This window comes from Promicromonospora aerolata (assembly GCF_042682255.1).
GTDB classification, from domain to species: domain Bacteria; phylum Actinomycetota; class Actinomycetes; order Actinomycetales; family Cellulomonadaceae; genus Promicromonospora; species Promicromonospora aerolata.
In genome coordinates this window covers 1,943,049-1,968,145 of sequence record NZ_JBHUHF010000001.1, presented here as the reverse complement: position 1 = coordinate 1,968,145, position 25,097 = coordinate 1,943,049, and the positions used below count along the sequence as shown (strand labels likewise).

Annotated in this window: 30 protein-coding genes and 1 pseudogene; 10 read left to right on the top strand and 21 right to left on the bottom strand. The window is 72.1% G+C overall.

Annotated features, from left to right (window positions below; genetic code table 11):
• Positions 1-3 precede the first annotated feature (3 nt).
• Positions 4-1,305 (top strand): NAD(P)/FAD-dependent oxidoreductase, encoded by a 1,302-nt coding sequence (locus ACFSL2_RS08970; RefSeq protein ID WP_377197520.1) that lies wholly within the window; start codon positions 4-6, stop codon positions 1,303-1,305.
• Between the two features lie 82 nt (positions 1,306-1,387).
• Complete coding sequence (locus tag ACFSL2_RS08965; RefSeq protein ID WP_377197519.1) at positions 1,388-1,975, top strand: 1-acyl-sn-glycerol-3-phosphate acyltransferase; 588 nt, start codon at positions 1,388-1,390, stop codon at positions 1,973-1,975.
• Between the two features lie 59 nt (positions 1,976-2,034).
• Here ACFSL2_RS08965 and ACFSL2_RS08960 read toward each other — a convergent pair whose 3' ends face one another.
• On the bottom strand, positions 2,035-2,598 hold the full coding sequence (locus tag ACFSL2_RS08960; RefSeq protein WP_377197518.1) for a redoxin domain-containing protein: 564 nt from the start codon (positions 2,596-2,598) through the stop codon (positions 2,035-2,037).
• A 59-nt stretch (positions 2,599-2,657) separates the two neighbouring features.
• Positions 2,658-3,389, bottom strand: a complete 732-nt coding sequence (locus tag ACFSL2_RS08955) for a TetR/AcrR family transcriptional regulator (RefSeq protein WP_377197517.1) — start codon at positions 3,387-3,389, stop codon at positions 2,658-2,660.
• Between the two features lie 95 nt (positions 3,390-3,484).
• Between ACFSL2_RS08955 and ACFSL2_RS08950 the strand changes: the two genes are divergently transcribed.
• Complete coding sequence (locus ACFSL2_RS08950) at positions 3,485-3,862, top strand: VOC family protein (protein WP_377197516.1); 378 nt, start codon at positions 3,485-3,487, stop codon at positions 3,860-3,862.
• 10 nt (positions 3,863-3,872) lie between these two features.
• On the opposite strand, the gene ACFSL2_RS08945 is transcribed toward ACFSL2_RS08950, so the two are convergent.
• A complete protein-coding gene (locus ACFSL2_RS08945) occupies positions 3,873-4,352 on the bottom strand; it encodes a TIGR03668 family PPOX class F420-dependent oxidoreductase (RefSeq protein ID WP_377197515.1) in 480 nt (159 codons plus the stop codon).
• Between the two features lie 136 nt (positions 4,353-4,488).
• Here ACFSL2_RS08945 and ACFSL2_RS08940 point away from each other — a divergent pair, with 136 nt between their 5' ends.
• Entirely contained in the window at positions 4,489-5,589 is a 1,101-nt protein-coding gene (locus ACFSL2_RS08940) for a P1 family peptidase (protein ID WP_377197514.1), read from the top strand.
• On the opposite strand, the gene ACFSL2_RS08935 is transcribed toward ACFSL2_RS08940, so the two are convergent.
• The 3 genes from ACFSL2_RS08935 to ACFSL2_RS08925 form a co-directional block, all read right to left on the bottom strand.
• The gene (locus tag ACFSL2_RS08935) at positions 5,559-6,245 is read right to left on the bottom strand and encodes an SIMPL domain-containing protein (protein WP_377197513.1); all 687 of its coding nucleotides are present in this window, start codon (positions 6,243-6,245) and stop codon (positions 5,559-5,561) included. The two genes, ACFSL2_RS08940 and ACFSL2_RS08935, sit on opposite strands and share 31 nt — an antisense overlap.
• 130 nt (positions 6,246-6,375) lie before the next feature.
• A complete protein-coding gene (locus ACFSL2_RS08930) occupies positions 6,376-7,470 on the bottom strand; it encodes a winged helix DNA-binding domain-containing protein (RefSeq protein WP_377197512.1) in 1,095 nt (364 codons plus the stop codon).
• Complete coding sequence (locus ACFSL2_RS08925; RefSeq protein WP_377197511.1) at positions 7,454-8,083, bottom strand: DUF4126 domain-containing protein; 630 nt, start codon at positions 8,081-8,083, stop codon at positions 7,454-7,456. Before ACFSL2_RS08925 ends, ACFSL2_RS08930 begins: the two co-directional genes overlap by 17 nt.
• 203 nt (positions 8,084-8,286) lie before the next feature.
• Here ACFSL2_RS08925 and ACFSL2_RS08920 point away from each other — a divergent pair, with 203 nt between their 5' ends.
• The 3 genes from ACFSL2_RS08920 to ACFSL2_RS08910 are packed head-to-tail and all read left to right on the top strand — an operon-like array spanning position 8,287 to position 10,737.
• Entirely contained in the window at positions 8,287-8,742 is a 456-nt protein-coding gene (locus ACFSL2_RS08920) for an anthrone oxygenase family protein (protein WP_377197510.1), read from the top strand.
• Between the two features lie 41 nt (positions 8,743-8,783).
• The gene (locus tag ACFSL2_RS08915) at positions 8,784-9,839 is read left to right on the top strand and encodes a diaminopropionate ammonia-lyase (protein WP_377197509.1); all 1,056 of its coding nucleotides are present in this window, start codon (positions 8,784-8,786) and stop codon (positions 9,837-9,839) included.
• Positions 9,840-9,873: 34 nt separating this feature from the next.
• Positions 9,874-10,737 carry a methyltransferase domain-containing protein gene (locus ACFSL2_RS08910; protein ID WP_377197508.1) on the top strand — a complete coding sequence of 288 codons (864 nt, stop codon included), beginning with the start codon at positions 9,874-9,876 and terminating at the stop codon, positions 10,735-10,737.
• Positions 10,738-11,056: 319 nt separating this feature from the next.
• Here the strand turns inward: ACFSL2_RS08910 and ACFSL2_RS08905 are convergent, their stop codons facing one another.
• The 4 genes from ACFSL2_RS08905 to ACFSL2_RS08890 form a co-directional block, all read right to left on the bottom strand.
• The gene (locus ACFSL2_RS08905; protein ID WP_377197507.1) at positions 11,057-12,343 is read right to left on the bottom strand and encodes a glycosyltransferase; all 1,287 of its coding nucleotides are present in this window, start codon (positions 12,341-12,343) and stop codon (positions 11,057-11,059) included.
• A gap of 20 nt (positions 12,344-12,363) precedes the next feature.
• Entirely contained in the window at positions 12,364-13,014 is a 651-nt protein-coding gene (locus tag ACFSL2_RS08900; protein WP_377197506.1) for a TetR/AcrR family transcriptional regulator, read from the bottom strand.
• A gap of 96 nt (positions 13,015-13,110) precedes the next feature.
• Entirely contained in the window at positions 13,111-13,689 is a 579-nt protein-coding gene (locus ACFSL2_RS08895; RefSeq protein ID WP_377197505.1) for a hypothetical protein, read from the bottom strand.
• A gap of 1 nt (position 13,690) precedes the next feature.
• Positions 13,691-14,320 (bottom strand): RNA polymerase sigma factor, encoded by a 630-nt coding sequence (locus tag ACFSL2_RS08890; protein WP_377197504.1) that lies wholly within the window; start codon positions 14,318-14,320, stop codon positions 13,691-13,693.
• Between the two features lie 142 nt (positions 14,321-14,462).
• On the opposite strand from ACFSL2_RS08890, the gene ACFSL2_RS08885 reads away from it, so the two are divergent.
• Positions 14,463-14,849, top strand: a complete 387-nt coding sequence (locus ACFSL2_RS08885; protein ID WP_377197503.1) for a hypothetical protein — start codon at positions 14,463-14,465, stop codon at positions 14,847-14,849.
• Positions 14,850-14,912: 63 nt separating this feature from the next.
• Here the strand turns inward: ACFSL2_RS08885 and ACFSL2_RS08880 are convergent, their stop codons facing one another.
• Positions 14,913-15,506 (bottom strand): HhH-GPD-type base excision DNA repair protein, encoded by a 594-nt coding sequence (locus ACFSL2_RS08880; RefSeq protein WP_377197502.1) that lies wholly within the window; start codon positions 15,504-15,506, stop codon positions 14,913-14,915.
• A gap of 50 nt (positions 15,507-15,556) precedes the next feature.
• Entirely contained in the window at positions 15,557-16,492 is a 936-nt protein-coding gene (locus ACFSL2_RS08875) for an AAA family ATPase (protein WP_377197501.1), read from the bottom strand.
• A gap of 302 nt (positions 16,493-16,794) precedes the next feature.
• On the opposite strand from ACFSL2_RS08875, the gene ACFSL2_RS08870 reads away from it, so the two are divergent.
• Both ACFSL2_RS08870 and ACFSL2_RS08865 read left to right on the top strand, forming a co-directional pair.
• Positions 16,795-17,367 (top strand): type IV toxin-antitoxin system AbiEi family antitoxin domain-containing protein, encoded by a 573-nt coding sequence (locus tag ACFSL2_RS08870; RefSeq protein WP_377197500.1) that lies wholly within the window; start codon positions 16,795-16,797, stop codon positions 17,365-17,367.
• Positions 17,364-18,275 carry a nucleotidyl transferase AbiEii/AbiGii toxin family protein gene (locus ACFSL2_RS08865; RefSeq protein ID WP_377197499.1) on the top strand — a complete coding sequence of 304 codons (912 nt, stop codon included), beginning with the start codon at positions 17,364-17,366 and terminating at the stop codon, positions 18,273-18,275. Before ACFSL2_RS08870 ends, ACFSL2_RS08865 begins: the two co-directional genes overlap by 4 nt.
• A gap of 46 nt (positions 18,276-18,321) precedes the next feature.
• Here the strand turns inward: ACFSL2_RS08865 and ACFSL2_RS08860 are convergent.
• The 9 genes and pseudogenes from ACFSL2_RS08860 to ACFSL2_RS08820 form a co-directional block, all read right to left on the bottom strand.
• Positions 18,322-18,423: pseudogene (locus ACFSL2_RS08860) on the bottom strand (HhH-GPD-type base excision DNA repair protein); the annotation flags it as partial.
• A gap of 34 nt (positions 18,424-18,457) precedes the next feature.
• A complete protein-coding gene (locus tag ACFSL2_RS08855) occupies positions 18,458-18,979 on the bottom strand; it encodes an RBBP9/YdeN family alpha/beta hydrolase (RefSeq protein WP_377197498.1) in 522 nt (173 codons plus the stop codon).
• The gene (locus tag ACFSL2_RS08850; protein WP_377197497.1) at positions 18,979-19,920 is read right to left on the bottom strand and encodes a GNAT family N-acetyltransferase; all 942 of its coding nucleotides are present in this window, start codon (positions 19,918-19,920) and stop codon (positions 18,979-18,981) included. The genes ACFSL2_RS08855 and ACFSL2_RS08850 overlap by 1 nt, the downstream gene beginning before the upstream one ends.
• Positions 19,921-20,505: 585 nt before the next feature.
• Positions 20,506-20,994, bottom strand: a complete 489-nt coding sequence (locus ACFSL2_RS08845) for a GNAT family N-acetyltransferase (protein ID WP_377197496.1) — start codon at positions 20,992-20,994, stop codon at positions 20,506-20,508.
• A gap of 19 nt (positions 20,995-21,013) precedes the next feature.
• Positions 21,014-21,496, bottom strand: a complete 483-nt coding sequence (locus tag ACFSL2_RS08840; RefSeq protein WP_377197495.1) for a GNAT family N-acetyltransferase — start codon at positions 21,494-21,496, stop codon at positions 21,014-21,016.
• A gap of 57 nt (positions 21,497-21,553) precedes the next feature.
• Positions 21,554-21,949, bottom strand: a complete 396-nt coding sequence (locus tag ACFSL2_RS08835; protein WP_377197494.1) for a nitroreductase family deazaflavin-dependent oxidoreductase — start codon at positions 21,947-21,949, stop codon at positions 21,554-21,556.
• 79 nt (positions 21,950-22,028) lie between these two features.
• On the bottom strand, positions 22,029-22,817 hold the full coding sequence (locus tag ACFSL2_RS08830) for an ATP-binding cassette domain-containing protein (RefSeq protein ID WP_377200794.1): 789 nt from the start codon (positions 22,815-22,817) through the stop codon (positions 22,029-22,031).
• 80 nt (positions 22,818-22,897) lie between these two features.
• Complete coding sequence (locus ACFSL2_RS08825; protein WP_377197493.1) at positions 22,898-23,968, bottom strand: putative F420-0 ABC transporter permease subunit; 1,071 nt, start codon at positions 23,966-23,968, stop codon at positions 22,898-22,900.
• On the bottom strand, positions 23,965-25,038 hold the full coding sequence (locus ACFSL2_RS08820) for a putative F420-0 ABC transporter substrate-binding protein (protein WP_377197492.1): 1,074 nt from the start codon (positions 25,036-25,038) through the stop codon (positions 23,965-23,967). The genes ACFSL2_RS08825 and ACFSL2_RS08820 overlap by 4 nt, the downstream gene beginning before the upstream one ends.
• Between the last annotated feature and the right edge of the window lie 59 nt (positions 25,039-25,097).

Sequence of the window (25,097 nt, the reverse complement as noted above, 5' to 3'; positions counted from 1 at the left end):
GGCGTGGCTGGCGACAACGCACCTCGGATCCTCGTCGTGGGCGGTGGTCCCACCGGTGCTGCCACGGCGATCGCACTGCGACGCGAGGTGCCGGACGCGCGCGTCACGCTGGTCGACAAGGCCACGTTCCCCCGCGACAAGACGTGCGGCGACGGGCTGGGCCCGGGTGCCAGGAGGGTGCTCGACGGCCTCGGTCTGTCGGAGCGGCTCGAGCAGTTCCACATGCCGATGTCGGTGGCGATCAGCGGCCCGGGCGGCGTCGAGGCCGTCGCACGCGGCCCGCTCATGGAGGGCCGCGACCTCGCCGGGTACGTCACGCCGCGGCTGGCGCTCGACGACCTGCTCCTCGAGGCGGCGCGGGAGGCCGGGGCCGACGTCCGCGAAGGCGTGTCCTTCAAGGGCATGGCGCCTTCCGGGCCGGAGCCCGCCGCGCCGGGCGGACTGCGCGGTGAACGGGTCACCCTGTCCAGCGGCGAGGCCACGTTCGACCTGGTGGTCGGCGCGGACGGCACGTACTCCGGGGTACGGCGGGCCATGGGGGTCGAGCGCCCTTCGATGCGGCACTCCCACATCGCCATGCGCGCGTACGGGCGGGTGACCCATCCGGACAAGCCCGTGAGCGACACCCTCCGCTTCGACTTCCTGGAGACGCTCCTGCCGGTCTACGGCTGGGTCTTTCCCCTGCCCGACGACGGCGCCAACCTCGGCGTCGGGATCCCGGTGAACCATCTCAAGCGGCAGACCCAGCGGCACGGCCGCACCCTGCGCGACCTCTTCGACCTGTACGTCGAGGACCTGGAACGGCGCGGTTTCGTGGTGTCCGGGGTCGAGCGGGTCGCCGCGCACCAGCTGCCGCACGCCGCGGCCCGTACCCCGATGACGGTCCGCGGGCGCTCCGCGGTGCTGCTGGGCGACGCTGCCGCGACGATCAACCCGCTCAGCGGCGAGGGCATCTTCTACGGGATGGCCGCCGGCGTGCAGCTCGCGGAACACCTCGGGGCGCTGGAACGATCGGGCGCCTCCTGGCAGGGAGCGGACCTCGCCGCCACGCTGACCGGGTTCGAGCAGGCGCACCGGCGCCGTTTCGGGCGGCACTACCGGGAGTGCTACCTGGCGCAGCAGCTCATGCGCTCCAAGCTCTGGGCGGGCGCTGCCACCCGGGCGGTCGCGGCCTCCGACACCGCGATGGCGCACGTGGCGCTCATGCTCTTCGACGAGCAGTCCGCCGGATCGCGAGGGCTGCTGCACCTGGCGGCCAGCAGCCTGCGTCCGCTGCTGCGGCTGCCCGTGGGAACCGGGCGCTGAGCCGCCACGGGATCTGTCAGAATTGCGCTCCCGCGAACTTCCGTCCGGGGTTCACCCTTTCCGCCCTTACTCGAGGACGACGATGTCACGCTCCATCCGCCGGGCCGTCGCACGACTGATCTGGACCGTCACCGGCTACCGGATGCGCTCGGAGCCGGCCCCGACCCGGCCCACGGTGTTCATCGGTGCGCCGCACACGTCCAACACGGACTTCTTCCTGATGCTGGCCATCGCGTTCGACCTGGACCTCAAGGTCCGGTTCCTCATCAAGGACTCCTGGTTCAAGGGGCCCCTGGCCGGTCTCATGCGGTCCCTGGGCGGAATCCCCGTCGACCGGAACGACCCGGCGAGCATCGTCGAGGAGATCCTCGCGGCCGTCGAACGGGGCGAGGAGTTCCACCTGGTCGTCACGCCGGAGGGCACCCGGGGCGCGGGTTCGGGCTACTGGAAGTCCGGCTTCTACCGCATCGCGCTCACGTCCGGCTTCCCGGTGACGCTCGGATACGTGGACGGCGTGGCCAAGGTCGCCGGTCTCGGGCCCAGCATCCGGCTCACCGGCGACGTCGGCGCCGACATGGACGTGATCCGGGCCTTCTACGCGGACAAGTCCGGCGTCAACCCGACCAACCGGGTGGAGCCGCGCCTCCGCTCGGAGGACCAGCCCAGCTGAGTGCTGGGTATTTGTCGATTCCTGTCCGGTACGTCGACAAATACCCAGCACTCAACTGCTCACATGGTGAGCGAAGCGACCTCGTCCGGGAGCTCCATCGGGTCCATCGGGCCGTGGTGGGTGACCGTGCCCTCGTCGTCGATGAGCACGATGTCGCCGTCGGCCATCACGCCGAAGTGCGAGGCGAGGTCGCCCATGCCGTCCTCGAGCTGCGTGACGCCGCCGACGCTCGCCATCGGGTCGTCCATGGGGTCGCTGCCGTCGCCGGCGACCGAGAGCATCTCGACCCCTTCGACGTCGGCGAGGGCGGCGGCCGTGTCGGCGCACGTGTCACACATCTCGGACCAGAAGAGGACGACGGCGGGGCTGCCCGCCAGCTCGGTGCCCTCGAAGGTGTCGCCGCTCACCGTGGTGGCGGTGAAGTCGAGCGCGTCGGACATCATCTCGTCCTCGGCCATCTCGTCGTCCATGGGGGACTCCGACATCTCGTCCATGGGGGACTCCGACATCGTGTCCTCGGACATCTCGGCGCTGCCCGGCTCCTCGGCGGAGCCGCATGCTGCAAGAGTGAAAGCGCAGGTCAGGGCTATGGCGGCGAGGGTGCCGCGGTGCAGTGTTCTCATGTGGTCGACGCTAGGCGCGTGCTGCGGCGAACAACCCTTACGGGCTGCTTACCGGCTTCTTACGCACCCGGTCCGTCGTCTGTCGGCGCGAGCGAGTCGAGCACGCGTGCCAGGCCGAACTCCCAGGCGTGGGCCGGGCTCGACGCCGCGTTCATCTCCTCGCCCGCGGCGGCGCCCACGCGTCGGGCGACCGGACAGTCGTCGCCGAGATACTCCGCGAGCCGCCCCGCCCACCGCGCCCAGGTGTCGGGCATCTCGTCGGCCCGCTGATCCCGGCGCCGTGCGCGGGCAGCGGAGCGGACGAAGTCGAGCACGAAGGTGAGCGCGGCGTCGCGGGCGACGTCGTCCAGGGACAGCCCGTCCAGGGCGTGCAGCTCGTGGTCGTACTTGGCGATGGTGCCGGGGCCGAACGCCGTGCGGTCGTCCTCGATCTCCAGCAGCCAGGGATGGTCGAGGTGCAGGGCGAGGTTGGCGTCGGCGATGCGGCGCACGCGCGTGCGCCAGCCCGATCTTCCGTAGGCGGGCAGCGGCATCCGCGCATGGGCGGAGTCGGCCAGCAGCACGAGCAGATCGTCCCGGCCGTTCACGTGCGTGTAGACGGACATGGTCGAGATGCCGAGCGCGTCGCCGAGACGCCGGACCGTCACGGCGTCGAGGCCCTCGGCGTCGGCCAGTGCGAAGGCCGCGTCGACCACCGCCCCCGTCGTGACGCGTGCCCTCGGGCCGCGCGCGCCGCCCTGCGGGGCGGACGGGTGGTCGCGCCAGAGCAGGTCGATCAGCTCACGGGGCATGGGTCTCCAGGATCGGGGTGACAGGCCGGGAACATTCTGCAACCATCCTACGTTGTACGCCGTACAAGGTTATGGATTCGACCCGAGGAGCCCGCTTGAAGATCACCGAGACCGCCCTGTCCCTCAACGTGCCCGACGTCGCCGCCTCCGCACGCTTCGCGCAGCAGCACTTCGGATTCACCGAGACCATGTCCGCGGACGGCTTCGTGGCGCTCTCCCACCCCACGGCCGGCCTCAGCATCGTGTTCCTGCGCGTCGGCCTCGGCACCTTCAAGCCCGAGCGCATCGCCGGGCCGGCCGGACAAGGTCTGCTCGTCGCGTTCGTCGTGGACGACGTCGACACCGAGTTCGCCCGCATCTCCGCCGCCGGGGCGGAAGTCGTGACCCCACCCGAGACGGAGCCGTGGGGCGAGCGCTACTGCCAGTTCGCCGACCCCAACGGCATCGTCTGGCAGCTCGTCCACTGGGTGTGAGGTCCCAGCACTATCCGTGGGCCCAGCCCGACCACCGGGTCACCCGCACTCTGATCAACGGCCCCTCCGGCCGGCGCTCGCGGTACTGCGGGTACCGCGCGGCGAGCGCGTCCAGCGCCGCCGCGCGGGGCTCACCCTCCTGCCCCTCGCCCCCCTGCTCAAGGGTCGCGACGCCGTCGGCGCGCACCCACCAGAGCTGCGCCCACTCGTCGTCGTACCGGTCCACGAGGAACGCGACCCGCGGGTTCTCCGCGAGGTTGCGCAGCCGCCTCAGGCCGTGCGTGGTCTTGGGCTTGTGGTCGACGACGACCACGATCTCGGCACCCGCGGGCGCGTCGGCCGCGGCACCGCGTGGTGGGTCGCGCACGGCCTCGAGCAGGGCGAACGTCACCGGGACGAGGTGCGGGGCACCGCCGGCGTCGGCCGTGGCGAGGTAGGCGTGCCGCGCGTCGGCGAAGCGGGAGCGGCAGACATCGGCATCGAGGCGCACCGTGCCATTGTGCGAGTGCGCACGCGGCATCGCCGCTCCGACGGCCGGGGAGCGGGCTGAGCCGGGCGGGCTGATCCGGCTGGACCGAGCCGGGCGGGCCGAGCCGAGAGCTGCCCGATCACCGATGCTGGGACGCATGAGCGACAACCAACGTCCCCGACGGGCACGCGACCTCGGCATCGTCGTGGGCGCGCTGCCCACCGGACGGCACAACGCCCTCACCGACGTCCCCGGCGTACGCGTGGGGCACACCACCATCGTGGACCCGCCCCGGCTCCACACCGGAGTCACGGCGATCGTCCCGGACGCCCTCGGCCCCGACCGGCGCAGCCTGCCGTGCGGGCTGTTCGTCGGCAACGGGTTCGGCAAGCTGGTCGGCGCGACACAGGTCGCCGAGCTCGGCGCCCTCGAGACACCGATCCTGCTGACCGCGACCCTCAGCGCGTTCAGTGCCGCGGACGCCCTGGTCACACATGTGCTCGCGAGCCCAGGTCACGAGGAGACCCGCACCCTCAACCCCGTCGTGGGAGAGACCAACGACGGCCGCCTCAGCGACATCCGCGCCCGCCCCATCGCGGAGTCGCACGTGCTCGCGGCGCTCGACGGGGCCGCGTCCGGCCCGCCTGAGGAGGGCTGCGTCGGGGCTGGGGCCGGGACCATGGCACTCGGGTTCAAGGGCGGCATCGGCACGTCGTCCCGACGGGTGCACGGCTGGACGGTGGGCGCCCTGGTGCAGTCCAACTTCTCCGGCACGCTGACCGTGCGTGGCGTACCGGTCCGGGCCGCCGCCGACACGGCGCCGGAGCCCGCGGGGGAGCCCGAGGGCAACTCCTGCATGATCGTGGTCGCCACCGACGCGCCGCTGGACGCCCGGCAGCTGGGCCGGATCGCCCGCCGGGCCGTGTTCGCGATGGCGCGGGTGGGCTCGGACTTCGCGGGCGGCAGCGGTGACTACGCGCTGGCGTTCAGCACGCCGGGCGCGCCGCCGTCGGCCGGCCCGGAGGGCGTGGACGAGGGCTGCGCGGTCGACGGCAGCGTGGACGAGCGCGACCTGGACCCCCTCTTCACCGCGACCATGGATGCGGTGGAGGAGGCCCTGCTCAACTCCGTGCTGACGGCCACGACCACCGTGGGGCATCGTGGTACGGCGCTCGCCGTACCGCACGACCTGGTGCTGCGCCGCCTGGCCGCCGCCGGGATCCTGCCTCAGCCCTCGGCGGGCGCGCCCGCCTCGTAGTCCGCGGAGAGGGTGATGTCGACGTCGATGTCCCGGGGCTGGAGCTCGACGTGCGCACCACCGCCCGGATCGGCCATGGCCCCCGCGCGCATCGCGTACATCGGGGCGTTGCCGCCACCGTTGCCGCCGCCACGCAGGCCCGCCTCGTAGATCGCGACGGGCGCGACCGGCCCGAGGCCCAGCGCGTCCGCGTACGACTGTGCGCGCACCATCGTCTCCTCGGCGGCCTCGATCCGGGCCTCGGCCTGGAGGGTCCGGCGCGTCTCGTCGGTCAGGGTCCAGGCGAGCCGGTCGATCTCTACGCCGTCGACGTCCATGATGTCGGCCAGCCATGTCGAGAGCGCCTCGAAGTCGCGGAACGTGACCGACAGGCGTGCCGACGCCCGGAACCGCCGGACGCGCTGCTTGCCGCCCGCCTGGGAGCTCTTGATCCGGTCGTCGTAGACGTACGAGTGCACCGACTCCGCGTCCCAGCGTTCCGCGGCGCCCCCGGCGACGTGCTCCTTGGCCTGCTCCACCAGGATCGTGTGGGTGGCGGCCACCTGTGCCACGACGTCGTTGCGGAGGGTGCCCGAGAACGCGACGTGCAGGTGCACGGTGCCTCGCTCCGCGGGGTGGGTGCGCTTGGCCTGGCCTTCGACGGCGATGCGAGTCATACGCGGAGTCTGCCGACTCCGCGACCGTCCACGCCACCCCACCTGGCTCGCGATCCCTCTACCCAGCGATCGGGTCCGGAACGTGCGGAGATATGGTCCCGATCGCTGGGTAGGAGCGATCTTCCGCGCGTCAGCCGATCGTGCCCTTGGCCACCTGGCCGCGCGTCAGGACCGGTTCCAGGCCGCAGAACTCCCCGTAGCGCGCGGCCTCCGCCTCGATCGCCGCCCAGAGCCTGCGGCTCGGCTCCTCGGGGAGCTCCACCGTGATCTCCACGCTCCGCGCCTTCAGGGCGCGGGACCAGGCCCCGGCGATCAGCCCGTCCACGGCCACGATGCCGGCGAACGACCAGCGGTCCGGCGTGCCGTCGCGGGTCGGGGTGGGCCACCCTTTCAGATCGTGGCAGAAGAGCTCGTCGAACACCGACAGCAGGCGCACGGTGCCGGCCGGTGCGGGCTCGGGCAGGTCGCCGTCGGTCCAGAGCGTCAGGCCGGCCAGCTCGTGACGCGTGAGCCCGGCGTCGGCCACGGCCGCGCGTGCCGCCGTCTTGGTGAGGCCGCCCCACCAGGCGACGTCCTCCGCGCGGCACGGGCCGTGCCCGCGTACGTAGGCGCGGGTCAGGTGGACGAGCGCCTCGTGCTCGTCCCAGGCCCGCCGTGCGGGAAGCAGTCGGTAGGTGGCCTGCTTGCCCCGCACCGGACCGCTCGCCACGAGCAGGTCGAGCTCGGCGTGCATCATCACCTGGCCGAGGTGCCAGGTGTCCAGCGGGGCACCCTCCGCCGCGGCGAGGACCGCACCGAGCTCCTTGCGGGTCAGCGGTCCTCGGGCCAGCGCCTCGGCGACCACCGCGTGCCGCCGGGGGAGCAGCGAGTGGTCGAACCCGCGCGGCTTCTCCGCCGAGAGGATCGCGCGCCGGATACGGGGTGCGGTGGCGGTCATGAGCGGCGCCAGGTCGTCGGGTGCTACGTAGTGCCAGGTGGGACGTAGGACGTGCGTGCGCAGGATCGTCGCGTCCGCCAGAGCGGCCTGGACCTCCTCGAGCGTGGCGGGCCGCGCCAGGCGCTGTGCCACGCCCCAGGCGGACGAGTGCGGCTCCTGCGCCTGGACGGCCCCCAGCCGGGCGACGACGGCGGGTACGCCTCCGGCATCGGCCGCGCGCAGCGTGCCCAGGCCCACCGCGGTGAGCCGGGAGCGCTGGAGGGCGCGCACGTCAGACGTAGTAGGCATCTCCCTCTCCACCGGCATGCCCCGCCGCCCGGGCGCGGCGATGCTTCAGCAGGCTCCGGATCAGCATGATCACCCCGATCACGAACAGGATCAGCACCGGGATGATCGCGAGCGGGGCGAGGACGGACAGGAAGCCCAGACCGATGCTCGTGACGTCCTCCGCCGCGCTGACGGCGGGGGCCGCGGTGCCGCCCGAGACGGTGTTGGCGACCACGCGACCGCCGGCCTTCGCGGCGTGCGTGCCGAGCGCGAGGACGATGCCCGCGACGATGGGGATCCACTGGCCGGACTGGACGAACGTGCTCGGGTCGGTGACCGTCGTCGTCTCCGACATGGACCCGGCACCGAACGCGATGCCACCGGCGGTGGGTCGGATGACGGTCTGCACCACGTCGTTGATGGAGTCGAGCACCGGAATCTTGTCCGCCGCGAACTCGAGGACCAGGAGCACGGTCAGGATCGCCAGGACCCAGCCGTTCTCCAGCCAGGCCCAGGTGGGCGGCAGCGTCACGAGGTCCGTGAAGCGGGAGAGCACGCCCAGGAAGATGAGCGGGATCCATGCGTTGAGGCCCGCTGACAAGGCGAGTCCGGTTCCGGTGGCAAGTTCGAGCATGGCCAGAAGTGTTCCACGGCACACTGACACTCCGTGGGGCGAAAGTGTCCGGTGTGCCCGATCTGTTACCGGAGTGCGACCAACCGCCGCACGGTCCGGCCGAGCGGCCCCCGCGAGCCCGTGCGTATCGCCTGGAACCGGTGCGCCACTCGTGGAAGAGTTGCTCAGGTCCGCCGCGCCGGTGGGCCGACCGGGAGGTTCTGATGGTCTGGACGATCTTCGCCGTGGCATCGGTGGTGCTGCTGGGGTTGTCGGCGGGGGTGTTCTTCGGGTTCTCGTCGTTCGTCATGAGCGGCCTCGCCCGCGCCTCTGACGATGCCGCCGGCGCCGCGATGAGCGGGATCAACGAGACGGCGCCCCTGCCCGCCTTCATGTCCGTCTTCTTCGGGGCGCTCCTCGTGCCGGCGGTCACCGGCATCTGGGGTCTCGTCGACGGCCGGGACGGCGGGGCGTGGGTCCTCGGGGCCGCGGCCGTGTACCTGATCGGCACGTTCGGTGTGACCGCGGCCCTGAACGTGCCGCTCAACAACCGCCTGCTCGCCGCCCACGACAAGGGCGCCGGATGGCGCGCGTACTGGCGCCCCTGGACCGCGTGGAACCACGTGCGCACGGTCGCCGGCGTCGTGGCGACGACGCTCGCGGCGGTCGGTCTGCTCTGACCGGTCGGCCCCCGGCGGCCCGGTCGGGGACAATCGACCCCATGCCCCCGATCGACTTTCACCGCACCCTGCCCGGATACCAGCCGACGCCGTTACGGGACGTGCCCCGGCTCGCGGCGGAGCTCGGCGTCGGACGGGTGCTGGTCAAGGAGGAGTCGAGCCGGCTCGGGCTGCCCGCCTTCAAGATCCTCGGCGCGTCGTACGCGACGGCACGCGTCCTCGGGGAGCGGCTCGGCCTCGCCGAGACCACCCTGGACGCGGTGCGCGAAGCAGTCCTGGGCCGCGCCGTGCGGCTGTACGCGGCGACGGACGGGAACCACGGTCGGGCGGTCGCCCACATGGCCGCCCTGATCGGCGCCACCGCGACGATCTACCACCCGCAGGACATCACCGAGGCCGCGAAGAAGGCGATAGCCACCGAGGGTGCCCAGGTCGTCGAGGTCGACGGCACCTACGACGACGTGGTGGCGCGTGCGGCGGCGGAGGCGGCCGCCGACCCGGCGTCGGTCCTGGTGCAGGACACGTCCTGGCCCGGGTACACGGACATCCCGCAGTGGATCGTCGACGGCTACTCCACGCTCTGCCTCGAGACCGACGACCAGCTGGCCGCCCTGGGCGTCGCCGCACCGGACCTGGTGGTCGTGCCGGTCGGCGTGGGCTCGTTCGCGCAGGCGGTGGTGACCCACTACCGCGGTGCCGGGGCGGACGGCGCCACCCTGCTCGCCGTCGAGCCCGACCGCGCCGCCGCGCTGGTCGCGTCGTTGCGCGCGGGTGCTCCCGTCACGGTACCCACGGGTGACACGATCATGACGGGGCTCACCTGCGGCACCGTGTCCGCGCTCGCGTGGCCCGTGCTGCGGGACGGGCTGGACGGTGCGGTCACGGTCTCCGACGACCAGGCCGCAGCCGCCGTCGAGGACCTGGCCCGGCTCGGTGTCGACTCCGGACCCTGCGGTGCGGCAACCCTCGCGGCAGCCCGACTGGTGCTGGGGCAGTCGGGCTGGCGGGAGGCGATCGGTCTGCGGCCCGACGCCGTGGTGCTGCTCCTGTCCACCGAGGGCCGGGCGGCGAACCCGGTCCCGGAGGACCGGGTCTGACGTTCGCCCAACCATCGCTGCCAGGAGTGTGCTCGTGCCCGTCTCTCTTCCCGCCGCCCTCGACCCGATCCTGCCGCTGCTGCGCTGCCCGTCCTGCGGTGCGGATCTGGCGTCGGGCGACGGTGTGCTGCGCTGCCCGCGCCGCCACAGCTTCGACGTCGCGCGGCACGGGTATGTCGGCCTGCTGACCGGTGCCCGGGCGACCAGCGGGGACGACGGCCCCATGGCGCGGGCCCGGCGGGAGTTCCTGGCTGCCGGGCGCTACGCGCCGATCCGCGCCGCCGTCGCCGAGCTCGCGGCCGAGGCGGACCCGGCCGGCCGCTCGGGGCGTCCCGCCACGGTGGTCGACGTCGGCTGCGGCACCGGCTACTACCTCGCCGGGGTGCTCGACGCGCTGCCGGACGCCGTCGGACTCGGTCTGGACACCTCGGCGCACGCGCTGCGCGTGGCGGCCAAGGCGCACACGCGTGCCGCTGCCGCGACGTGGGACGTGTTCCGGCCGTTCCCGATCGAGTCCGAGCAGGTGGACGTGGTGCTCGACGTGTTCGCCCCCCGCAACCCGGCCGAGTTCCACCGCGTGCTGCGCCCGGGCGGCCGCCTGGTCGTGGTGCGGCCCTTCGGCGGGCACCTGGCCGAGCTGCGCCGCCACGTCACGCAGATGGTGACCGTGGACCCGGACAAGGAGCAGCGGCTGCACCAGGCCCTCGACCCGTACTTCGAGACGGTGCGTACGGAGCGGGTCGAGTACACGACGCCGCTGAGCCGCCAGGAGGCGGTCGACCTGGTGCTGATGACGCCCAGCGCACGCCACGTCACCGAGTCGGAGCTGTCGGACGACGGTGAGCTGCCCGAAGCGGTGACGGTGTCGGTGCTGGTGACGGCCTACCGGAGACGGTGATCGTTGCTGACGTTCTGTTTCCTCCTGGACTCCGAGGCACTCTCCGCGCGGGCCGACGACGGACGGCAGATGCAAGCCTGGGCAACCGTCGCCCGTCGCGCGGATTCGACACTTCATGCGTCCGCTGTGACGCTCGCAGAGGTCACCGACGGCACCGCGCGTGATGCTCGGGTGCGGCGCGCGGCCAAGGCTCTACGACTGGAGGAAGTCACCGCGGAGATCGGCTACAGCGCCGGTCGACTGCGTGATTCGAGTTCAGGGAGGCCGGACCAGAGCCCTTCGTGCGCGATTCCATGGTGGCGGCGACCACGGGTTCCGCTCAGCGCGCCACCCGAGACCCGGCCGTACTCAGGTACTCCGTGAACAGCTCCGCCGTCCGGCCGATGCCGTCCTCCTGGCGTAGTCGGGTCCCCAGGTCGGCGGCGCGCTCGCGCAGCGCCTCATCGGTGGTCGCCTGCCTGATCGCCGCCGTGAGCCGGTCGGCGTCCACCTGCTTGACCTTGATGGGCTCCGGCCCGACGCCGAGGCCGGCCACCCGGCGTCCCCAGGAGTGCTGGTCCGCCGCGACCGATGTGATGATCGTGGGGATCCCCGCGCGCAGGCTCGCGGCCGTCGTGCCGGCGCCGCCGTGGTGGACCGCCGCCGCGAGCCGGGGGAACAACCAGTCGTACGGGGCGGAGTCGATCTGCAGCACGTGGTCCGGGAGATCACGGTCCTGACCGAGGTTGGCCCAGCCGCCGATCAGGAGGCCACGCCGCCCGGTGCGGTCGAGCGCCTCCAGGTACGCGGCGACCAGCCGGCCGGGGTTCGCGACCGGGACACTGCCCAGGCCGAACGACACGGGCGGCTCGCCCGCGTCGAGGAACCGGGCGAGTTCCGCCGGTGGCTCCCAGTCGGCCGGAGCGTGGGTGGGCAGGTAGCCCGTGACATGGATGCGCGGGTGCCAGTCGGCAGGGCGCGGCACGACGAGCGGGCTGTACGCGTAGTACAGCGGCATGCCCTGCCGGTCCTGGAGCACCCGCGCGTTCGTCCGCAGCGGCGGGAGGTCGAGGATCTCGCGCCGCTGCCGGTTCACGCCAGGACGCTGCATCGTGCGCCAGATCAGCTGGTCGGTGCTCCACCAGCCGGCACGGTCCAGCACCGCGCCGCGGCTGCTCCCGTTGCCGAGGAGGAACGTCGGGAACTCCCGGGTGGGCGTGACGGGGAAGAACTGGAGGTCCGCGCACGGCACACCGAGCTTCTCGGCCACGTTGTACCCGTACAGCGCCGTCGGGCCCTTGTAGAGGACGGCCTCGCTGTGCCTGGCCGCACGCCAGATGTCGTCGATGATCTGCGGCAGGATCCGCTTGCGCGACTTGGCGGCGTAGGCCATGAACCGGACCATGTTGCCCGACTCGATCAGTTCGACCAGCTCGGGGTCGTCCGCGTACGACGGCAGGGACGGGCCGATCGGCTCGAACTCGGTGCCGTACGACGCGGCGAGCTCGGCGAAGTTCGGCGGCCCGACGACCGTCGGGTGGTGGCCCAGCTCGCGCAGCATGCCGGCCAGGCCGAGCAGTGGCTCGACGTCGCCGCGTGAACCCGCGGTGAGGATCGTGATCTGCATGGGTGTCCTTCCTCGGAGTGTCAGGTCGTCCGGTCGAGCCGCTGGTCGATGAGGGCGAGGACCGCATCGGTGTCCGGAGCCTCCGGCGTCAGCATCCGGTCGATCATCTCGGTGACGGTGCCGATCAGGGCTTCGGGCGACGGGCCGTCGGGCTCGCCCTGGTGTTCCTGGATGGCGTGCAGCACCGCCACGGTGAGGGCGTCCAGCACGACGGCGACGGACGCGAGATCGACGCCCTGCCGAACCGCTCCCGCCTGCTGCAGGGTGCCGAGGAACTGCCCGAGCAGACCGAGCCCGGCCGGACCTGGCATGGTCGCGTCGGGGTCTCGTAGGTACCGCCCGAAAACGTCCCGGTCCCGGGTGGCGATCGCGGCGAGCAGCCGATCGTCGGCCACGACGCGGAAGGCGGCACCGAAGATGCTCGCCACCGTCCCGGGCGCTGGATCGTCACCCAGCTCCTTGCGCCAGCGGACGGCGTAGGCGCTCAGCGCGCGCGCCGCGACGGCGTCGACGAGCTCGCGCTTCGAGGCGAAGTGGCGGTAGACGATCGTCCGGCTCAGGTCGGCCGCCTCGGCGACGTCGACCATGGTGAGCTTGTCGTAACCGCGGCTCATGAGCAGCCCGACCGCGGCATCGAGCAGGGCGTCCCGGCGCCTCTCGCCGTCGACCATGGTTCCTCCGTGTGACACTGTGACGATATCTGTCACAGTGTTGCGCGTCGGCTCCAGGCAGTCAAGGGACAGCGGTGTGAGGCTTGCTCGTGCCGGCTACGGATCGAGGTCGTCCGGGCCCGCGGTCGGACCGTCCGACGGCGCGGGCGACGGCTCGGTGTCGCATTCCCGCACCGGCAGCGGCGCACTGGACGGCTGCCCGGCGGGCCGCGGGGTCGGCCGGGAGCCCGGTATCGGCGGTATCGACGCGCACTCCCGCGGGCTGTCGGTCGGCCTGGTGTCGGGGGTGGCGGTCGACAGGCTAGGCCCAGGCATCGGTGAGGCGGGCGAGGGCGCACCGGGGACGGTCTCGCCCGGCGTCGGCCACAGCACGGCGGCCCCCAGTCCGGCGCCACCGAGCAGCGCCACCGTGGCGACCAGCGCCCACGCCCCCGCGCGGCTGCGGGGGAGCGCCGGCCGCTGCCCGTGGGGGAGGATCTCCACGCCGGATCCCGTCGCGTCGTCGGACCGTGCCGTGTCGTCGGACCCTGTCGCGTCGTCCGCTTCCGGTTGGGCGCCCGGCCCGGAGCCGGCGCGTGTCAGCGCGGCCGAGCGGGCCTGACCGAGGTCCAGCTCGGCATCGACCTGGCTGAGGGCCTGCCGGGCGCGGGTCAGGGCGTCGTTCTTCCTTCGCATGTCAGGTCTCCTGACCTTCGGTCACGGTGCGGTAGGCGGCACGCAGCCGGCGCCGCGCCCGGTAGACGCGGGTAGCGGCCGATGCCGTGGTGCAGCCGAGCACGCCGGCCACCTCCGCGGTGCTCAGCTCGGCGGCCGCCAGCAGCTCGACCACCTCCCGGTCAGCGGGCCGCAGGAGCGTCAGGGCCCGGCGCAGCACGTCGAGCTCCTCCACGAGGCGGGCGTCGTCCGGACCCGGTGCCGCCGGGTGGCGCAGCGCCCGCTCCGCCAGTGCCGTGCGCCGCCGCTCTGCGCGGACCTGGTTGGCCAGGACGCGCCGGGCGATGGCGAACAGCCAGGCCCGCGGTTCGTCGGGCACCTCGCCCTTGCGCCAGGCGATCGCGAACACCTCCGCCACGACGTCTTCCGCCTCGGCCGCGGTGAGCCGGGTTCGCGCGTACCGGTGCACCGCACGGGCATGGTCGGCGAACAGCGACTCGGTCTGCGCCGGTGTGAGCGTGCCTGCCTCGAGGTCGCGTGGCTCGGTGTGGGCGGACAGTGCGGTCTCCAGGGGGCGGGGATGGGCGTGGGCCTGCGCAACGGTCTGTGTCCGGCACCAGGACGGGCATGACACCCCGAGGGCGTCGGTCACGTCACATCCCGGCGCTGTCATGCGGGTCGTCCCGTCGCACACTGACCGGCATGTGACTCTCTATCGATCGAATTCTCTCGCTTCCAGCAACCCGGTTCGCCGTCGGCTCTCCTGGGGTGCCAGGGCACCAGCCTGGGGTGCCATGGCACGGGGCGCCGCCGTGGCGGGCAGCGCCCTCGCCGTGGCACTGCTGGCCACCGCCTGTACGACGGCCAGCGCCTCGGAGTCAGGGGAGCCGTCAGTCGCGCCGTCGGCAGTCGCGGACGCGACCCCGGTGCCCAGCGTTCCCGCAGAGCAGTCCGCGTCGTCCGACACCGGCAAGCCGTCGTCCGCCCCTGCCGAGCCGTCCACGTCGGGCAAGCCGTCGTCCGCCCCTGCCGAGCCGACGCCGGTGCCCAGCGATTCCGCCGAGTCCGCGCCCGCTCCGGCGCCTGCCGGGGAGCCGTCGCCGGAGCCGACCGTTCCCCATGAGCGGTCGTCGGCCCCGTCGTCGTCTGCCCCCTCGGACGCTCTCTACACGACCGGCTGACCGGGTGCCCCGCTGGCCTGCCGGTGCACGTCGGGCCAGCGGGGCAGGTGGGCTGCCCGGAGGTCAGCCGGCGTTCTTGGCCGCGGCCTTCTGGGCCTTCTTGAACGCGCGGACCTCGAGCAGCGTCTCAGCACTGGTGACGTCAGCGATCGAACGGTGCGAGCCCTCCTCGCCGAACTCACCGGCCGCCTCGCGCCAGCCCTCCGGCCGGACGTCGCGCTGCTTGCCGAGCAGGGCGAGAAAGATCTTGGCCTTGCGCTCGCCGTAGCCGGGCAGGGAGTTGAGCCTCTTCAGCACCTCGCGGCCGGTCGGGGCACCGCCGTCGGCGCCGGGTGCGGTCCAGACCTTCGCTGCGTCGCCGTCGTACTCGTCGACGACGGTGCGTGCCAGGTCCTGGACGCGGCCCGCCATGGAGCGTCCGTAGCGGTGGATCGCCGGGGGAGTGGTCGCCATGGTCACGAACTCGTCCGGGTCGGCCTCGGCGATGGCATGCACGTCGAACGAGCCCATGCGGTCACGGATCTTGCGCGGGCCCGCGAAGGCGTGTTCCATCGGGTACTGCTGGTCGAGGAGCATGCCGACCAAAAGCGCAAATGGGTCATGGGACAGGAGTGCGTCGGTATCGGCGTCGCCAGTGATCCACAGATCGGTAGCCATGGATCCATTCTGCACGAGTGGCTTGGCGGCGCTCGGTACAGGCGAGCGGTTCAGTGAGTCCGGCCGCCCTCCTGCGCGTCGGTGGGCGCGATGAGATCGAGGGCCCTTCGTAGGGCGGTCTCAGGGGACACCACGGCTGTGTCCATGATCAGGTGCGGTTGGTGCCAGTCCTCCCAGTGTTCCTTCATCCGCTTCACGTGCGACCAGGCAACGGTCGCCGGCCAGCCGGGAATGCCACGGTCACGGCCCTCGACCCGGCTTCGGTGGGCTGTTTCGTCCGAGCACACACACTCCACACCGACGTATCTTGCGTCGAGACTGTCCGCAAGGGACTCGAGCCGTGCGCGGAACTCGCGAGTGTGGCCGGTGGCATCGATGACTGCACCGAGTCCCAGCTGGAGCTGTCGTGCTGCCGCCGCGATGAGCGTCAGGTCGGCCAGTGGCCCCGTGTTGTCCGGGCGAAGCACGCCGAACGGCACCAGGGCGCCGAGTTGCCAGTCCATCGAGAAGACCGGTGCCGGCAGCGCGGACGCCAACGACTCCGCCAGCGTCGACTTGCCGGTGCCGGGTAACCCGGCCAGGAGCACCAAAGGCGGGCGCGCTGCACCCGCTGGTCGAGACCGTGGCGCGAGGTTCTGGTACTCGGCGAACGCCCGAGTCCCCATCAGTGCCTGGAAGTCCGTGCGGGCACGCGTCAATCGGTCGCGGTTGCCCAGCACACTGAGCGCACCCAGCAGCAGGTACTCGCAGCGCACGTGGCTGTCACCGAAGGCCTCTGCTTCGCGCCCAGCCGCCGTCAGCACCTCCGCCCGCCCGAGCTGAGTCCGGCCGTCGCTGTTGTCGGTCTCCAGAGCGGCCAGAAGATCGCCGACCACCCACCCGGGCTCACTGGCAACGGCTTTCACCAAGTCATGCAGGGTCGGATCGGCGACCTCCAGGCGGGACAAGGCGGCCTCGGCCGTCGGATGCAACGGAACCACGTACACGCGATCACCCTTCAGTCGGTACTCGATCCGCCCACCGAGTCGGCCCGTAGTGCCCAGGGCCGGCCAGCGGAGGGCGGGTGGCAGGGAATCTGGAGGCCGCGCACTCTAGTCTTCGGATTGCACGGCCCGGACTCTACCGACCGCAGATCGGTCGACCGGCTCTACGGGTACTCCTCCCTCCGCACCCCCCGTGACCGGGGAGTGCTCTTACCCGCTTGAGCGGGCTCCGGGCGATTGTGTCGGCGCGCACTCCTAACTGTCTACAGGTAGGGTCATCCTGTATACGGTTAGGAGGTCGGACGATGGTGTTTTCGGAGGCGGTGCTGACTCTCGGCGACGCACGGGCGGGAGGTCTGAGCAAGGATCAGGTCTACCGGATGATCGAGACGGGCGAGCTGGAACGAGTCGGCAGGGGTGTCTACGTGCGTCCGGACCGGATCGATCCCGCCATGGCGTCCCTTGCTGCGGCGACTGCGCTACAAGTCAGGGCCACGATGTGCCTGACCAGTGCGCTGGTACATCACGACCTGAGTGACGCGATTCCGCACGAAACGGACATAGCGCTGCCTCGGGGAGTCCGTCGTCCGGCCGGGTTCGACCACGTGGCCTGGCACTCGTTCGATCCGGCGACATTCGACATTGGACGGACGCCACTCAAGGCAGAGGGCGCATTGCAGATGTGGGTGTACTCCGCCGAGCGCACGATCGTGGACTGCTTTCGTCTCGCCCATCTTGAAGGCCCAGATATCGGACACACCGCGCTGCGTCGCTGGGTGCAACGGCGAGGGAGTACCCCGGCCGACCTGCTACGCGTGGCAGCGGCATTCCCGCGTTCGGTGCCGCGGGTCCGACAGGCATTGGAGGTCCTCCTGTGACCAGACCAACCCGCGACACACCAGATGGCCGGGCCTACCAGGACGTTCGCAACCTGGCTCGCCGCGACGGACGTGACGTCGCCGAGTACCTCACGCTCTACGCTCTCGAGGGATTCCTCGCCCGACTCGCGGCATCGCCCCATGCTGACGACTTCGTCCTCAAGGGCGGCGTACTCATGGCTGCGTTCGCCGCTCGCCGCCCGACCAGGGACATCGACCTGGCTGCATCGGGCTTCCCGAACGACGTGGACGAGGTCGTGATGCGGGTCGGTGGCATTATCCGATTCGATGCCGGCGACGGGCTGATGTTCGACCCGGCATCAGTGGCCGGGGTGCCGATCCGCGACGAGGCCGACTACACCGGAGTCCGCGTCAAGGTGGCCGCAAGTCTCGCCACCGCTCGGATCGCGTTGCACGTGGACGTCAACTTCGGTGATCCCATCTGGCCCGCCCCGACCCAGGCAGAAGTTCCCCGGTTGCTCGGCGGTAGCGTCCGGCTCAAGGGTTACCCCGACCACATGGTCCTCGCGGAGAAGATCGTGACCGCCGTCGAGCGTGGCACCGCGAACACCCGATGGCGCGATTTCGTCGACATCGTCGCGCTCAGCCAGACCCGGACCATCCGCATGTCTGACATGGCCGAGGCGATCCGGACCGTAGCGGCCTACCGTGAGGCCAGCCTGCGACCCCTTGATGAGGTCCTTGACGGCATGGCGTCACTCGCGCAGGCCAAGTGGGTGAACTGGCGCCGCAAACAGCGACTCGACGACAGCACCCCGGAGCAGTTCCAGGAGCTCCTGGACCAGGTCATTCGCTTCGCCGACCCAGCGCTGGAAGGCACGGCAGAACTCACCTGGACGCCTGAATCGCAGGCCTGGCGTGCTGTGTCCGTCTCGTCGACCATGTAATGGACCGCACAACGATCCGACCGATAGACGCTGTTAGTGGCTAGCGGATGTTCTGGTCGAGGAGCATGCCGACCAGGAGGGCGAACGGGTCCTCGCTCAGCAGTCGGTCCGTGTCGGGGTCGCCGGTGATCCAGAGCTGGGTGGCCATGAGCCCATTGTGACCCACGTGCGCCGACGCGCACTCAGGGAATCAGCCGGTCCACGAGCTCCAGCGTCTCAGTGACGAAGTGCCCGTCGTCGCGCACCACCAGCGTCCCGCCCAGGTGGTCGAACATGGCGCGGCCCTGGTCGGCGTCGCAGCCGAACTCGTCGGTCACGGAGTTGACGAACACCAGCTGCCGGGCGTGCGACCGGATGGCGGCCCAGTCGTAGCCGTCCTGCAGCACGGGCTCGGGTGCGTCGTTCGGGGGCGTCGAGTAGCCGGCCACCAGCACCGCCTGTGCCACGGTCACGTCGAGGTGCTCCAGGAGAGCGAGCAGCAGGGCGGCCCCGCCCGAGTGCCCCACCAGGACGGTGTCCTCGTCGAAGGTGTGCGCGGCGAGCACCGTGGGCAGGAACGTCGCGATCGGGTCGGTGTCGGTCCCGGGATGGTGCGGCAGGTCGACGTCGTATCCCCGCTCGCGCAGCCGTTCCGCGAGCCACGGGTACCAGATCCAGTCGGGCTCGGCGTGCGTGCCGTGGAAGATGATCGCGTTGCGGCCCATCAGTCGTCATTCCCAGAGGCGGACGCACGGACCGGCGCAGGTTCCACAACCAGATTGAGCTGGTCGAGCACCGGCGCGAACCCGATCGACTCGTACACGTGGTTCGAGACCGGGTTGTCCCGGTCGGTGTACAGGCAGACCCGGTGTCCGGCGTCGAGCACCCGGCGCGCCACCTCGGCGACGAGAGCACGGGCGTAGCCGTGTCCACGGTGCTCGGCCGGCGTGAACACGGGACCGATCCGGACCACGCCGAACGCCGGAGGTCGTGCCCCGGTCAGGTGCACCACTTCGCCGTCGACCTCCCAGAGCCAGACACCGCCCTCGTCGATCCAGCGCCGGGCACCCTCGATGCGGAGGGGTTCGGCCTCGGGAGCACGGCCCGCCTGGGCGTCGGCCTCCGCATGGAACACGTCGAACCACGCGGTGACCAGGTCGAGGTCGGCGAGCGTGGCGCGGCGCGCGCGGCCCGACGGCGCAGGTTCGGGGGCCGTGATGCGCACCGCCTCCCAGAGTCGTTCGAGCCTTTCCTCCCGGCTGGTCCCGTCCATGGACCGCAACACCTCGTCGGTGAAGGCCCGGACGGCGGGGACCGGACCGTTCGCCGACGTCAGTGGCGGGTCACCAGCTCGCGCGGTCCGGTCGAGGGCGGCCCGGGCCAGCACCCGGGCGGCGTCGTCGGGCAGCGCGGGCACCCAGAGGGTGTGCGGCGGGTGCGGCATGGTGCGCATCGACACCGCGACGACGACGCCGGCCGGGTCGCGGACCACCGCCCACCACATCGGGTGCTCGGGACGGGGACCGCCAGGGGCGAACGACCGTGCCGCGTGGTGCGTCACCGAGGCCACGACGCTCCAGACCACCGGATCGTCGGCCAGCAGGTCGCCCGCCACGGCGAGCGCGGCCGCCGGATCCTCGAAGAGCTCGACGGTGTGTGCGGTCATGTCGAGATACTGGCACGGCCCGTTCGCTCGATCGAGGGGATACCCGCAGAGGGGGAGTGGTGGACGGTCGCTGCTGGCCGAGCTGACGACGCCGAACCGCAGGTTGTGCGTCGGAGGTTCCGGTCGCGGGTGCCGAACCGCAGGTTGTGCGTGGGAGGTTCCGGTCGTGGGGGTCGAACCGCATGTTGCTCGTCCGCGGGTTCGACGAAGCCCGTCGATCCGCAAGTTGCGCGTGGCCGGTGTGGCCCAACCGAACCTTGTGCGTGCTCCGGCCACCGAATGGACCATCAGCGTGCGGTTCGGCACCCGGGTACGTGGTCACCGTGCGGTTCGGCACCCGGGTACGGGGTTGGCGTGCGGTTCGGCACCGGGATGTCCCGTCAACGTGCGGTTCGGCGCGAGGAGACCCGTCAACGTGCAGTTCGGCACCCGGGTACGTGGTCAGCGTGCGGTTCGACGCCCGGGCGTCCGGCCAAGGTGCGGTTCGGCACCCGCCCCGAGGTCACAGCACCCGCCCCGAGGTCACAGCACCCGCCCCGAGGTCACAGCACCCACCCCCGAGGCCGCAGCACCCGCCCCGGAGCGTCAGCGCACCAGGCGGACCTCGAGCACGTGGGTGTCCGGGTCGGTGGCCGTGACGCCGTCGGGCAGGAAGCCGGCGCGCTGGAAGAACTTTCGGGCGCGCGGGTTGGACGCGAACGTCCAGAGCTGGGCCGGTGTGCCGGGCGGGAGGATGTTCTCCAGGAGGGCGTGGCCCACGTTGGTGCCGTGGAAGTTCGGGTCGACGTACAGCTCGTGCAGCTCGGTGGGCCGTACGGGGGCGTGGCCCAGGTGCGGTCCGGACGGGTTCTTCATCGCGAACCCCACGATCTTGTCGCCGACCTCGGCGACGAGCGCCTTGTTGCCGGCGGCGAGGATGCGCATCCAGCCCTCGGTGCGGGTGCCGAGCGTCTCGGTTTCCCAGTGTTCGGGCGGCAGGAGCTCGCCGAAGGCCGCGCGCCGGGTGGTCCAGTGCACCGCGGCGACGCCGACGGCGTCGTCCGGTGTCGAGGCGCGGATGTGGAAGTCAGACATGAGGGGAACGGTAACCCGACTACCTGACCATGCGAACCTCGGCGAGGTCAGCGGTGCTGGCGTCGACGATCCGCGTGCCCTCGGTGACGAACCCGTTGCGCTCGTAGAAGCGCCGGGCGCGGGGGTTGTCCTCCGCCACCCACAGCTGTGCGCCGGTGCCGGGCGGCACGACGGCGTCGAACAGCGCCTGGCCGACGCCCGTCCCGTGGTGCGCCTCCAGGACGTACAGGAGGTACAGCTGCCGGGCGCGCACCGGCAGCACGTCGTCCTGCTCCACGGCGTCGCCCGACATCGCGATGCCGACCACCTCGCCGTCGACCTCGGCGACGAGGGGCGTCGCGCCGTTCGCCAGCCATCGCTCCCATGTCGAGGTGCGGCGTTCGAGCGTGGCCGTCGCCCAGAACTCGGGCGGGAGGATCTCCCCGTAGGTCGATACCCAGGTCGTGTGGTGCACCCGGGCGACCGCGGCGGCATCAGACGGTGTGGCTGTGCGCAGGTTCACGACGCGAAACATACTCCCGCGCGGGCACCTCCGATGACACCCGCCCGACGGCGCGGGTCAGGCCGGGTGCAGCGTCCCGACCAGGCATTCCTCGACACCGGCCGCGGAGAGCAGGGTCGACGGAACGGCGGCGAGCCACCCGGCGGCCTCGTAGGCGGGAACCAGCCGCACGTCCTTGACGACGAACTCGGCGCCGGCCCGCGTCAGCCGGACCGTGCCGGAGCTCATCGTGTTGCGGGCCCAGTCGGTTCCCGATCCCCACGGCAACGGCAGCACGGCGAGGATCTCCTCCTCCGGGCGGGCCGCGAACGCGACGAGCGGCGTGGTGTAGTCCTTGCCGGACTTGCGTCCCACGTGGTGCAGCACCACCCAGGGCGGCAACCGCCCCGCAACGCGGAGCACCCACGGGTTGAGAACTTTGCCTGCTTTGACGACGAGATCGGGAGCGGCCATGACCCCCATCATGGTTCAGGTGCGCGGATCCGTCAGCCCGGGCGGCGCCACGGGCCGCGACCGGCGGCCGTCGGGGCGCTCAGCCCCGCTCGAAGGAGAGCACCGGGCGTCCGGTGCGCGGGTGCGTCAGAACGTCGACCCGCACCCCGTACACCGGTTCCAGCACCTCCGGGACGAGTACCTCGCCGACCGGTCCGGCCGCGACCACCCGGCCCTGGTCCAGCAGGACCAGGTGGTCGCACGTCGAGGCGGCGAGGTTCAGGTCGTGCAGGGCGGCGACCACGGTCACGCCGTCCGCCGCGAGGTCCCGCAGCACCCGCATGGCATCCAGCTGGGCGGCGATGTCGAGGTGGTTGGTCGGCTCGTCGAGCAGGATCAGGCGCGGTTCCTGGGCCAGGGCGCGGGCCATGTGCACGCGCTGGCGCTCGCCGCCCGAGAGGGTGCCGACCGCACGGTCGGCGAGCTCCTCCGCGCCGGCGGCGAGCAGGGCGGCGTGCGCGGCGGCCCGGTCGGCGTCCGAGTCGCCGGCCAGCAAGGAACGGTGCGGGATGCGCCCCAGCAGCACGGCGTCCAGCACGGACAGCGGGAGGTCGGTGCCGGCGTCCTGCTCCACGAGCGCGAGCACCCGGGCGCGTTCCCGCCGGGGCACGCCGCCCAGGTCGACGCCGTCGAACGCCGTCGACGTGGCGGTGCCCGACGGCGGTGCGTGCCCCGCCTGCTGCACCCCGGCCAGGATCCGCAGCAGCGTGGACTTGCCCGAGCCGTTCGGGCCGAGCAGCCCGGTGACGGCGCCGGCCGGGGCGAGCACCCCGACGTCGTCCAGGATCGGCCGGCCGTCGATGGTCCAGGAGACCCGTTCCGCCGTCAGTCCTGCGCGTGCCGCGACGGTCTGCCGGCTGCCGGGCAGCTCCTCCGTGCGGGTGGACGTCGCCCATGAGTACCCGGTGCTCACCGCTGGTTTCCTCTCCAGAGCAGGAACGCGAACACGGGCGCGCCGATCGCGGCCGTGACGATGCCGACGGGCAGCTCGCGGGGCTCGAACACCGTGCGGGCCAAGGTGTCGGCCCAGACCAGGAACGAGCCACCGGCCAGCGCCGACAGCGGCAGCAGCAGCCGGTGCCGCGCGCCGGTGAACAGCCGCACGGCGTGCGGCAGGATGAGCCCGACGAACCCGATGGAGCCGCTCTGCGACACGAGCGCCCCGGTCAGCAGCGCGACGCCGATCAGCAGGATCCAGCGCGCCCGGTGCACAGGTACGCCGAGCGCTGCGGCCGCCGTGTCCCCGAACGTGAACGCGTCCAGCACGGACCCGGTGAGCGCCAGCAGGGTGCCGAGCACCAGGACCGCGCCCCCGGCGACCGCCACCGACGTCCACGTCGCCGCGGCGACCGAGCCCATGAGCCACGACAGCACCTCGCGGAAGGCGTCGCCCTTGGCCGACCAGAAGATCACGAACGACACCGCCGCGGCGCAGAGCTGGCTGATCGCGAGGCCCGCCAGCACCGTGCGGGTAGGTGTGATCGTGCCGAGCGCACCGGCCAGCGAGAGCGCGAGGGCGAGCGCCCCGACGGCCCCCACGAACGCCGCGACCGGAAGCAGCAGCGGCAGCCCGGCGAGCAGCACGAGCACCGCGCCGAGCGAGGCGCCCGACGACAGCCCCAGGAGGTAGGGGTCGGCGAGCGGGTTGCGGGTGAGTGACTGCATCACGGCGCCGCACAGCGCGAGGCCCGCGCCGACGGCGGCGGCCGTGAGGATGCGGGGCATCCGCAGCTGCCACACCATCCCGTCGCGCAGGGTCGCCAGCGGCTGCAGGCCGAGCGCGTCACCGAGCCCGAGGTGGGTGGCGACCGACCGGCCGACCTCGGACAGCGTCAGGTCCGCCGGTCCGATGGTCACCGCGACGCCGATGCTGAGGACCAGCACGAGCGCCGCGACGGGCAGGGCGAGCCACGGTCTCGACCGGCGTGCCCCGCGGGCGGGGAGCCTCGACGTCCGCACGGCCACGCCCGGCGTGCTCACGGGTTCAGGTCCGCCAGCTGGTCCACCACGGAGGCGACGGCGTCGACGTTGCGCACGCCGGCCTCGGTGGCCGGGAACGGCACCACGACGTAGCGCTCCTCCTTGACCGCCGTCATCTCCCGGGTGGCGGGGTTCGACCGCAACGTCTCCATCTTCGCGTCCGCGGGGTTCCACGCGGCGTCGACCAGCACGATGACGTCCGGGTCGGCCTCGACGACGTTCTCCCAGCCCAGCGACGTCCAGGTGTCGTGGACGTCGGCCGCGACGTTGGTCAGCCCGGCCGCCTCCATGATCATCTGCGGCGCGCCGATACCGGCGCCCACGTACGGCGTGTCGTCGCCGGAGGACCACCACAGGGCCGTCAGACCGCGTTCGTCGGCCTCGATGGCATCGAGCGCCGCACGCTGGTCGTCCACGAGCCGGGTCGCGGCGTCCTTCGCGTCGAACAGGGCGCCGACCTCCTCGATCTCGTCGAACACGGTCTCGAAGGTGAGCGGGTCCGGCATGTACCCGTCCTCCTTGCAGGCGGCGGGGGAGACGTAGGTGGCGACGCCGAGCCGGGCGAGGGTCTCGCGGTCACCCGCGGTCTGCGCCGTCAGGTTGGACTCCCAGCCCGCATAGACCAGGTCGGGCTCCAGCTCGAGCGTGGCCTCGGAGCCGGGTGCCTCCGCCGCGAACGGCTCCTCGACGGCGGGCACCGTCTCCAACGAGTCGGGCACGGGCCCGTCGAGGAACGCCGAGCCGACGATCCGGTCGCCCAGGCCCAGCGCCAGCAGCATCTCCGTGGTGGACGACTTGATGGTCACCACGCGCTCCGGGGGCGCCTCGATCTCGGTCGCGAACCCGCAGTTGTCGAGGCTGAGGGGAAAGCTGCCCGACGCCGGCGTTGCGCCGTCGTCGGACTGGCCGGAGGCGGTCTCACCGGAGGCGGTGGCCGAGCAGGCGGCGAGAGCGAAGGCCGCGACGACGGCGACGGCGGGCAGGGCGAACGCACGGGCAGGACGGACGCGGTGGGGGTGCACGCGAGGGCTCCAGGGGTCGACGAACAGCCCACGGCCAGGAACGGCCATGGGGTGAGCAGCGACGCGCCATCTCGCGTCCAGGCGGGAAGCGGCTCACAGTGAGAGCC

Bases quoted from the DNA above. Each gene is read 5' to 3' on its own strand.
- ACFSL2_RS08965 (WP_377197519.1), top strand. From the start codon at position 1,388: ATGTCACGCTCCATCCGCCGGGCCGTCGCACGACTGATCTGGACCGTC.
- ACFSL2_RS08960 (WP_377197518.1), bottom strand. From the start codon at position 2,598: ATGAGAACACTGCACCGCGGCACCCTCGCCGCCATAGCCCTGACCTGC.
- ACFSL2_RS08955 (WP_377197517.1), bottom strand. From the start codon at position 3,389: ATGCCCCGTGAGCTGATCGACCTGCTCTGGCGCGACCACCCGTCCGCC.
- ACFSL2_RS08940 (WP_377197514.1), top strand. From the start codon at position 4,489: ATGAGCGACAACCAACGTCCCCGACGGGCACGCGACCTCGGCATCGTC.
- ACFSL2_RS08935 (WP_377197513.1), bottom strand. From the start codon at position 6,245: ATGACTCGCATCGCCGTCGAAGGCCAGGCCAAGCGCACCCACCCCGCG.
- ACFSL2_RS08930 (WP_377197512.1), bottom strand. From the start codon at position 7,470: ATGCCTACTACGTCTGACGTGCGCGCCCTCCAGCGCTCCCGGCTCACC.
- ACFSL2_RS08925 (WP_377197511.1), bottom strand. From the start codon at position 8,083: ATGCTCGAACTTGCCACCGGAACCGGACTCGCCTTGTCAGCGGGCCTC.
- ACFSL2_RS08920 (WP_377197510.1), top strand. From the start codon at position 8,287: ATGGTCTGGACGATCTTCGCCGTGGCATCGGTGGTGCTGCTGGGGTTG.
- ACFSL2_RS08915 (WP_377197509.1), top strand. From the start codon at position 8,784: ATGCCCCCGATCGACTTTCACCGCACCCTGCCCGGATACCAGCCGACG.
- ACFSL2_RS08905 (WP_377197507.1), bottom strand. From the start codon at position 12,343: ATGCAGATCACGATCCTCACCGCGGGTTCACGCGGCGACGTCGAGCCA.
- ACFSL2_RS08900 (WP_377197506.1), bottom strand. From the start codon at position 13,014: ATGGTCGACGGCGAGAGGCGCCGGGACGCCCTGCTCGATGCCGCGGTC.
- ACFSL2_RS08895 (WP_377197505.1), bottom strand. From the start codon at position 13,689: ATGCGAAGGAAGAACGACGCCCTGACCCGCGCCCGGCAGGCCCTCAGC.
- ACFSL2_RS08885 (WP_377197503.1), top strand. From the start codon at position 14,463: ATGGCACGGGGCGCCGCCGTGGCGGGCAGCGCCCTCGCCGTGGCACTG.
- ACFSL2_RS08880 (WP_377197502.1), bottom strand. From the start codon at position 15,506: ATGGCTACCGATCTGTGGATCACTGGCGACGCCGATACCGACGCACTC.
- ACFSL2_RS08870 (WP_377197500.1), top strand. From the start codon at position 16,795: ATGGTGTTTTCGGAGGCGGTGCTGACTCTCGGCGACGCACGGGCGGGA.
- ACFSL2_RS08855 (WP_377197498.1), bottom strand. From the start codon at position 18,979: ATGGGCCGCAACGCGATCATCTTCCACGGCACGCACGCCGAGCCCGAC.
- ACFSL2_RS08850 (WP_377197497.1), bottom strand. From the start codon at position 19,920: ATGACCGCACACACCGTCGAGCTCTTCGAGGATCCGGCGGCCGCGCTC.
- ACFSL2_RS08845 (WP_377197496.1), bottom strand. From the start codon at position 20,994: ATGTCTGACTTCCACATCCGCGCCTCGACACCGGACGACGCCGTCGGC.
- ACFSL2_RS08835 (WP_377197494.1), bottom strand. From the start codon at position 21,949: ATGGCCGCTCCCGATCTCGTCGTCAAAGCAGGCAAAGTTCTCAACCCG.
- ACFSL2_RS08820 (WP_377197492.1), bottom strand. From the start codon at position 25,038: ATGGCCGTTCCTGGCCGTGGGCTGTTCGTCGACCCCTGGAGCCCTCGC.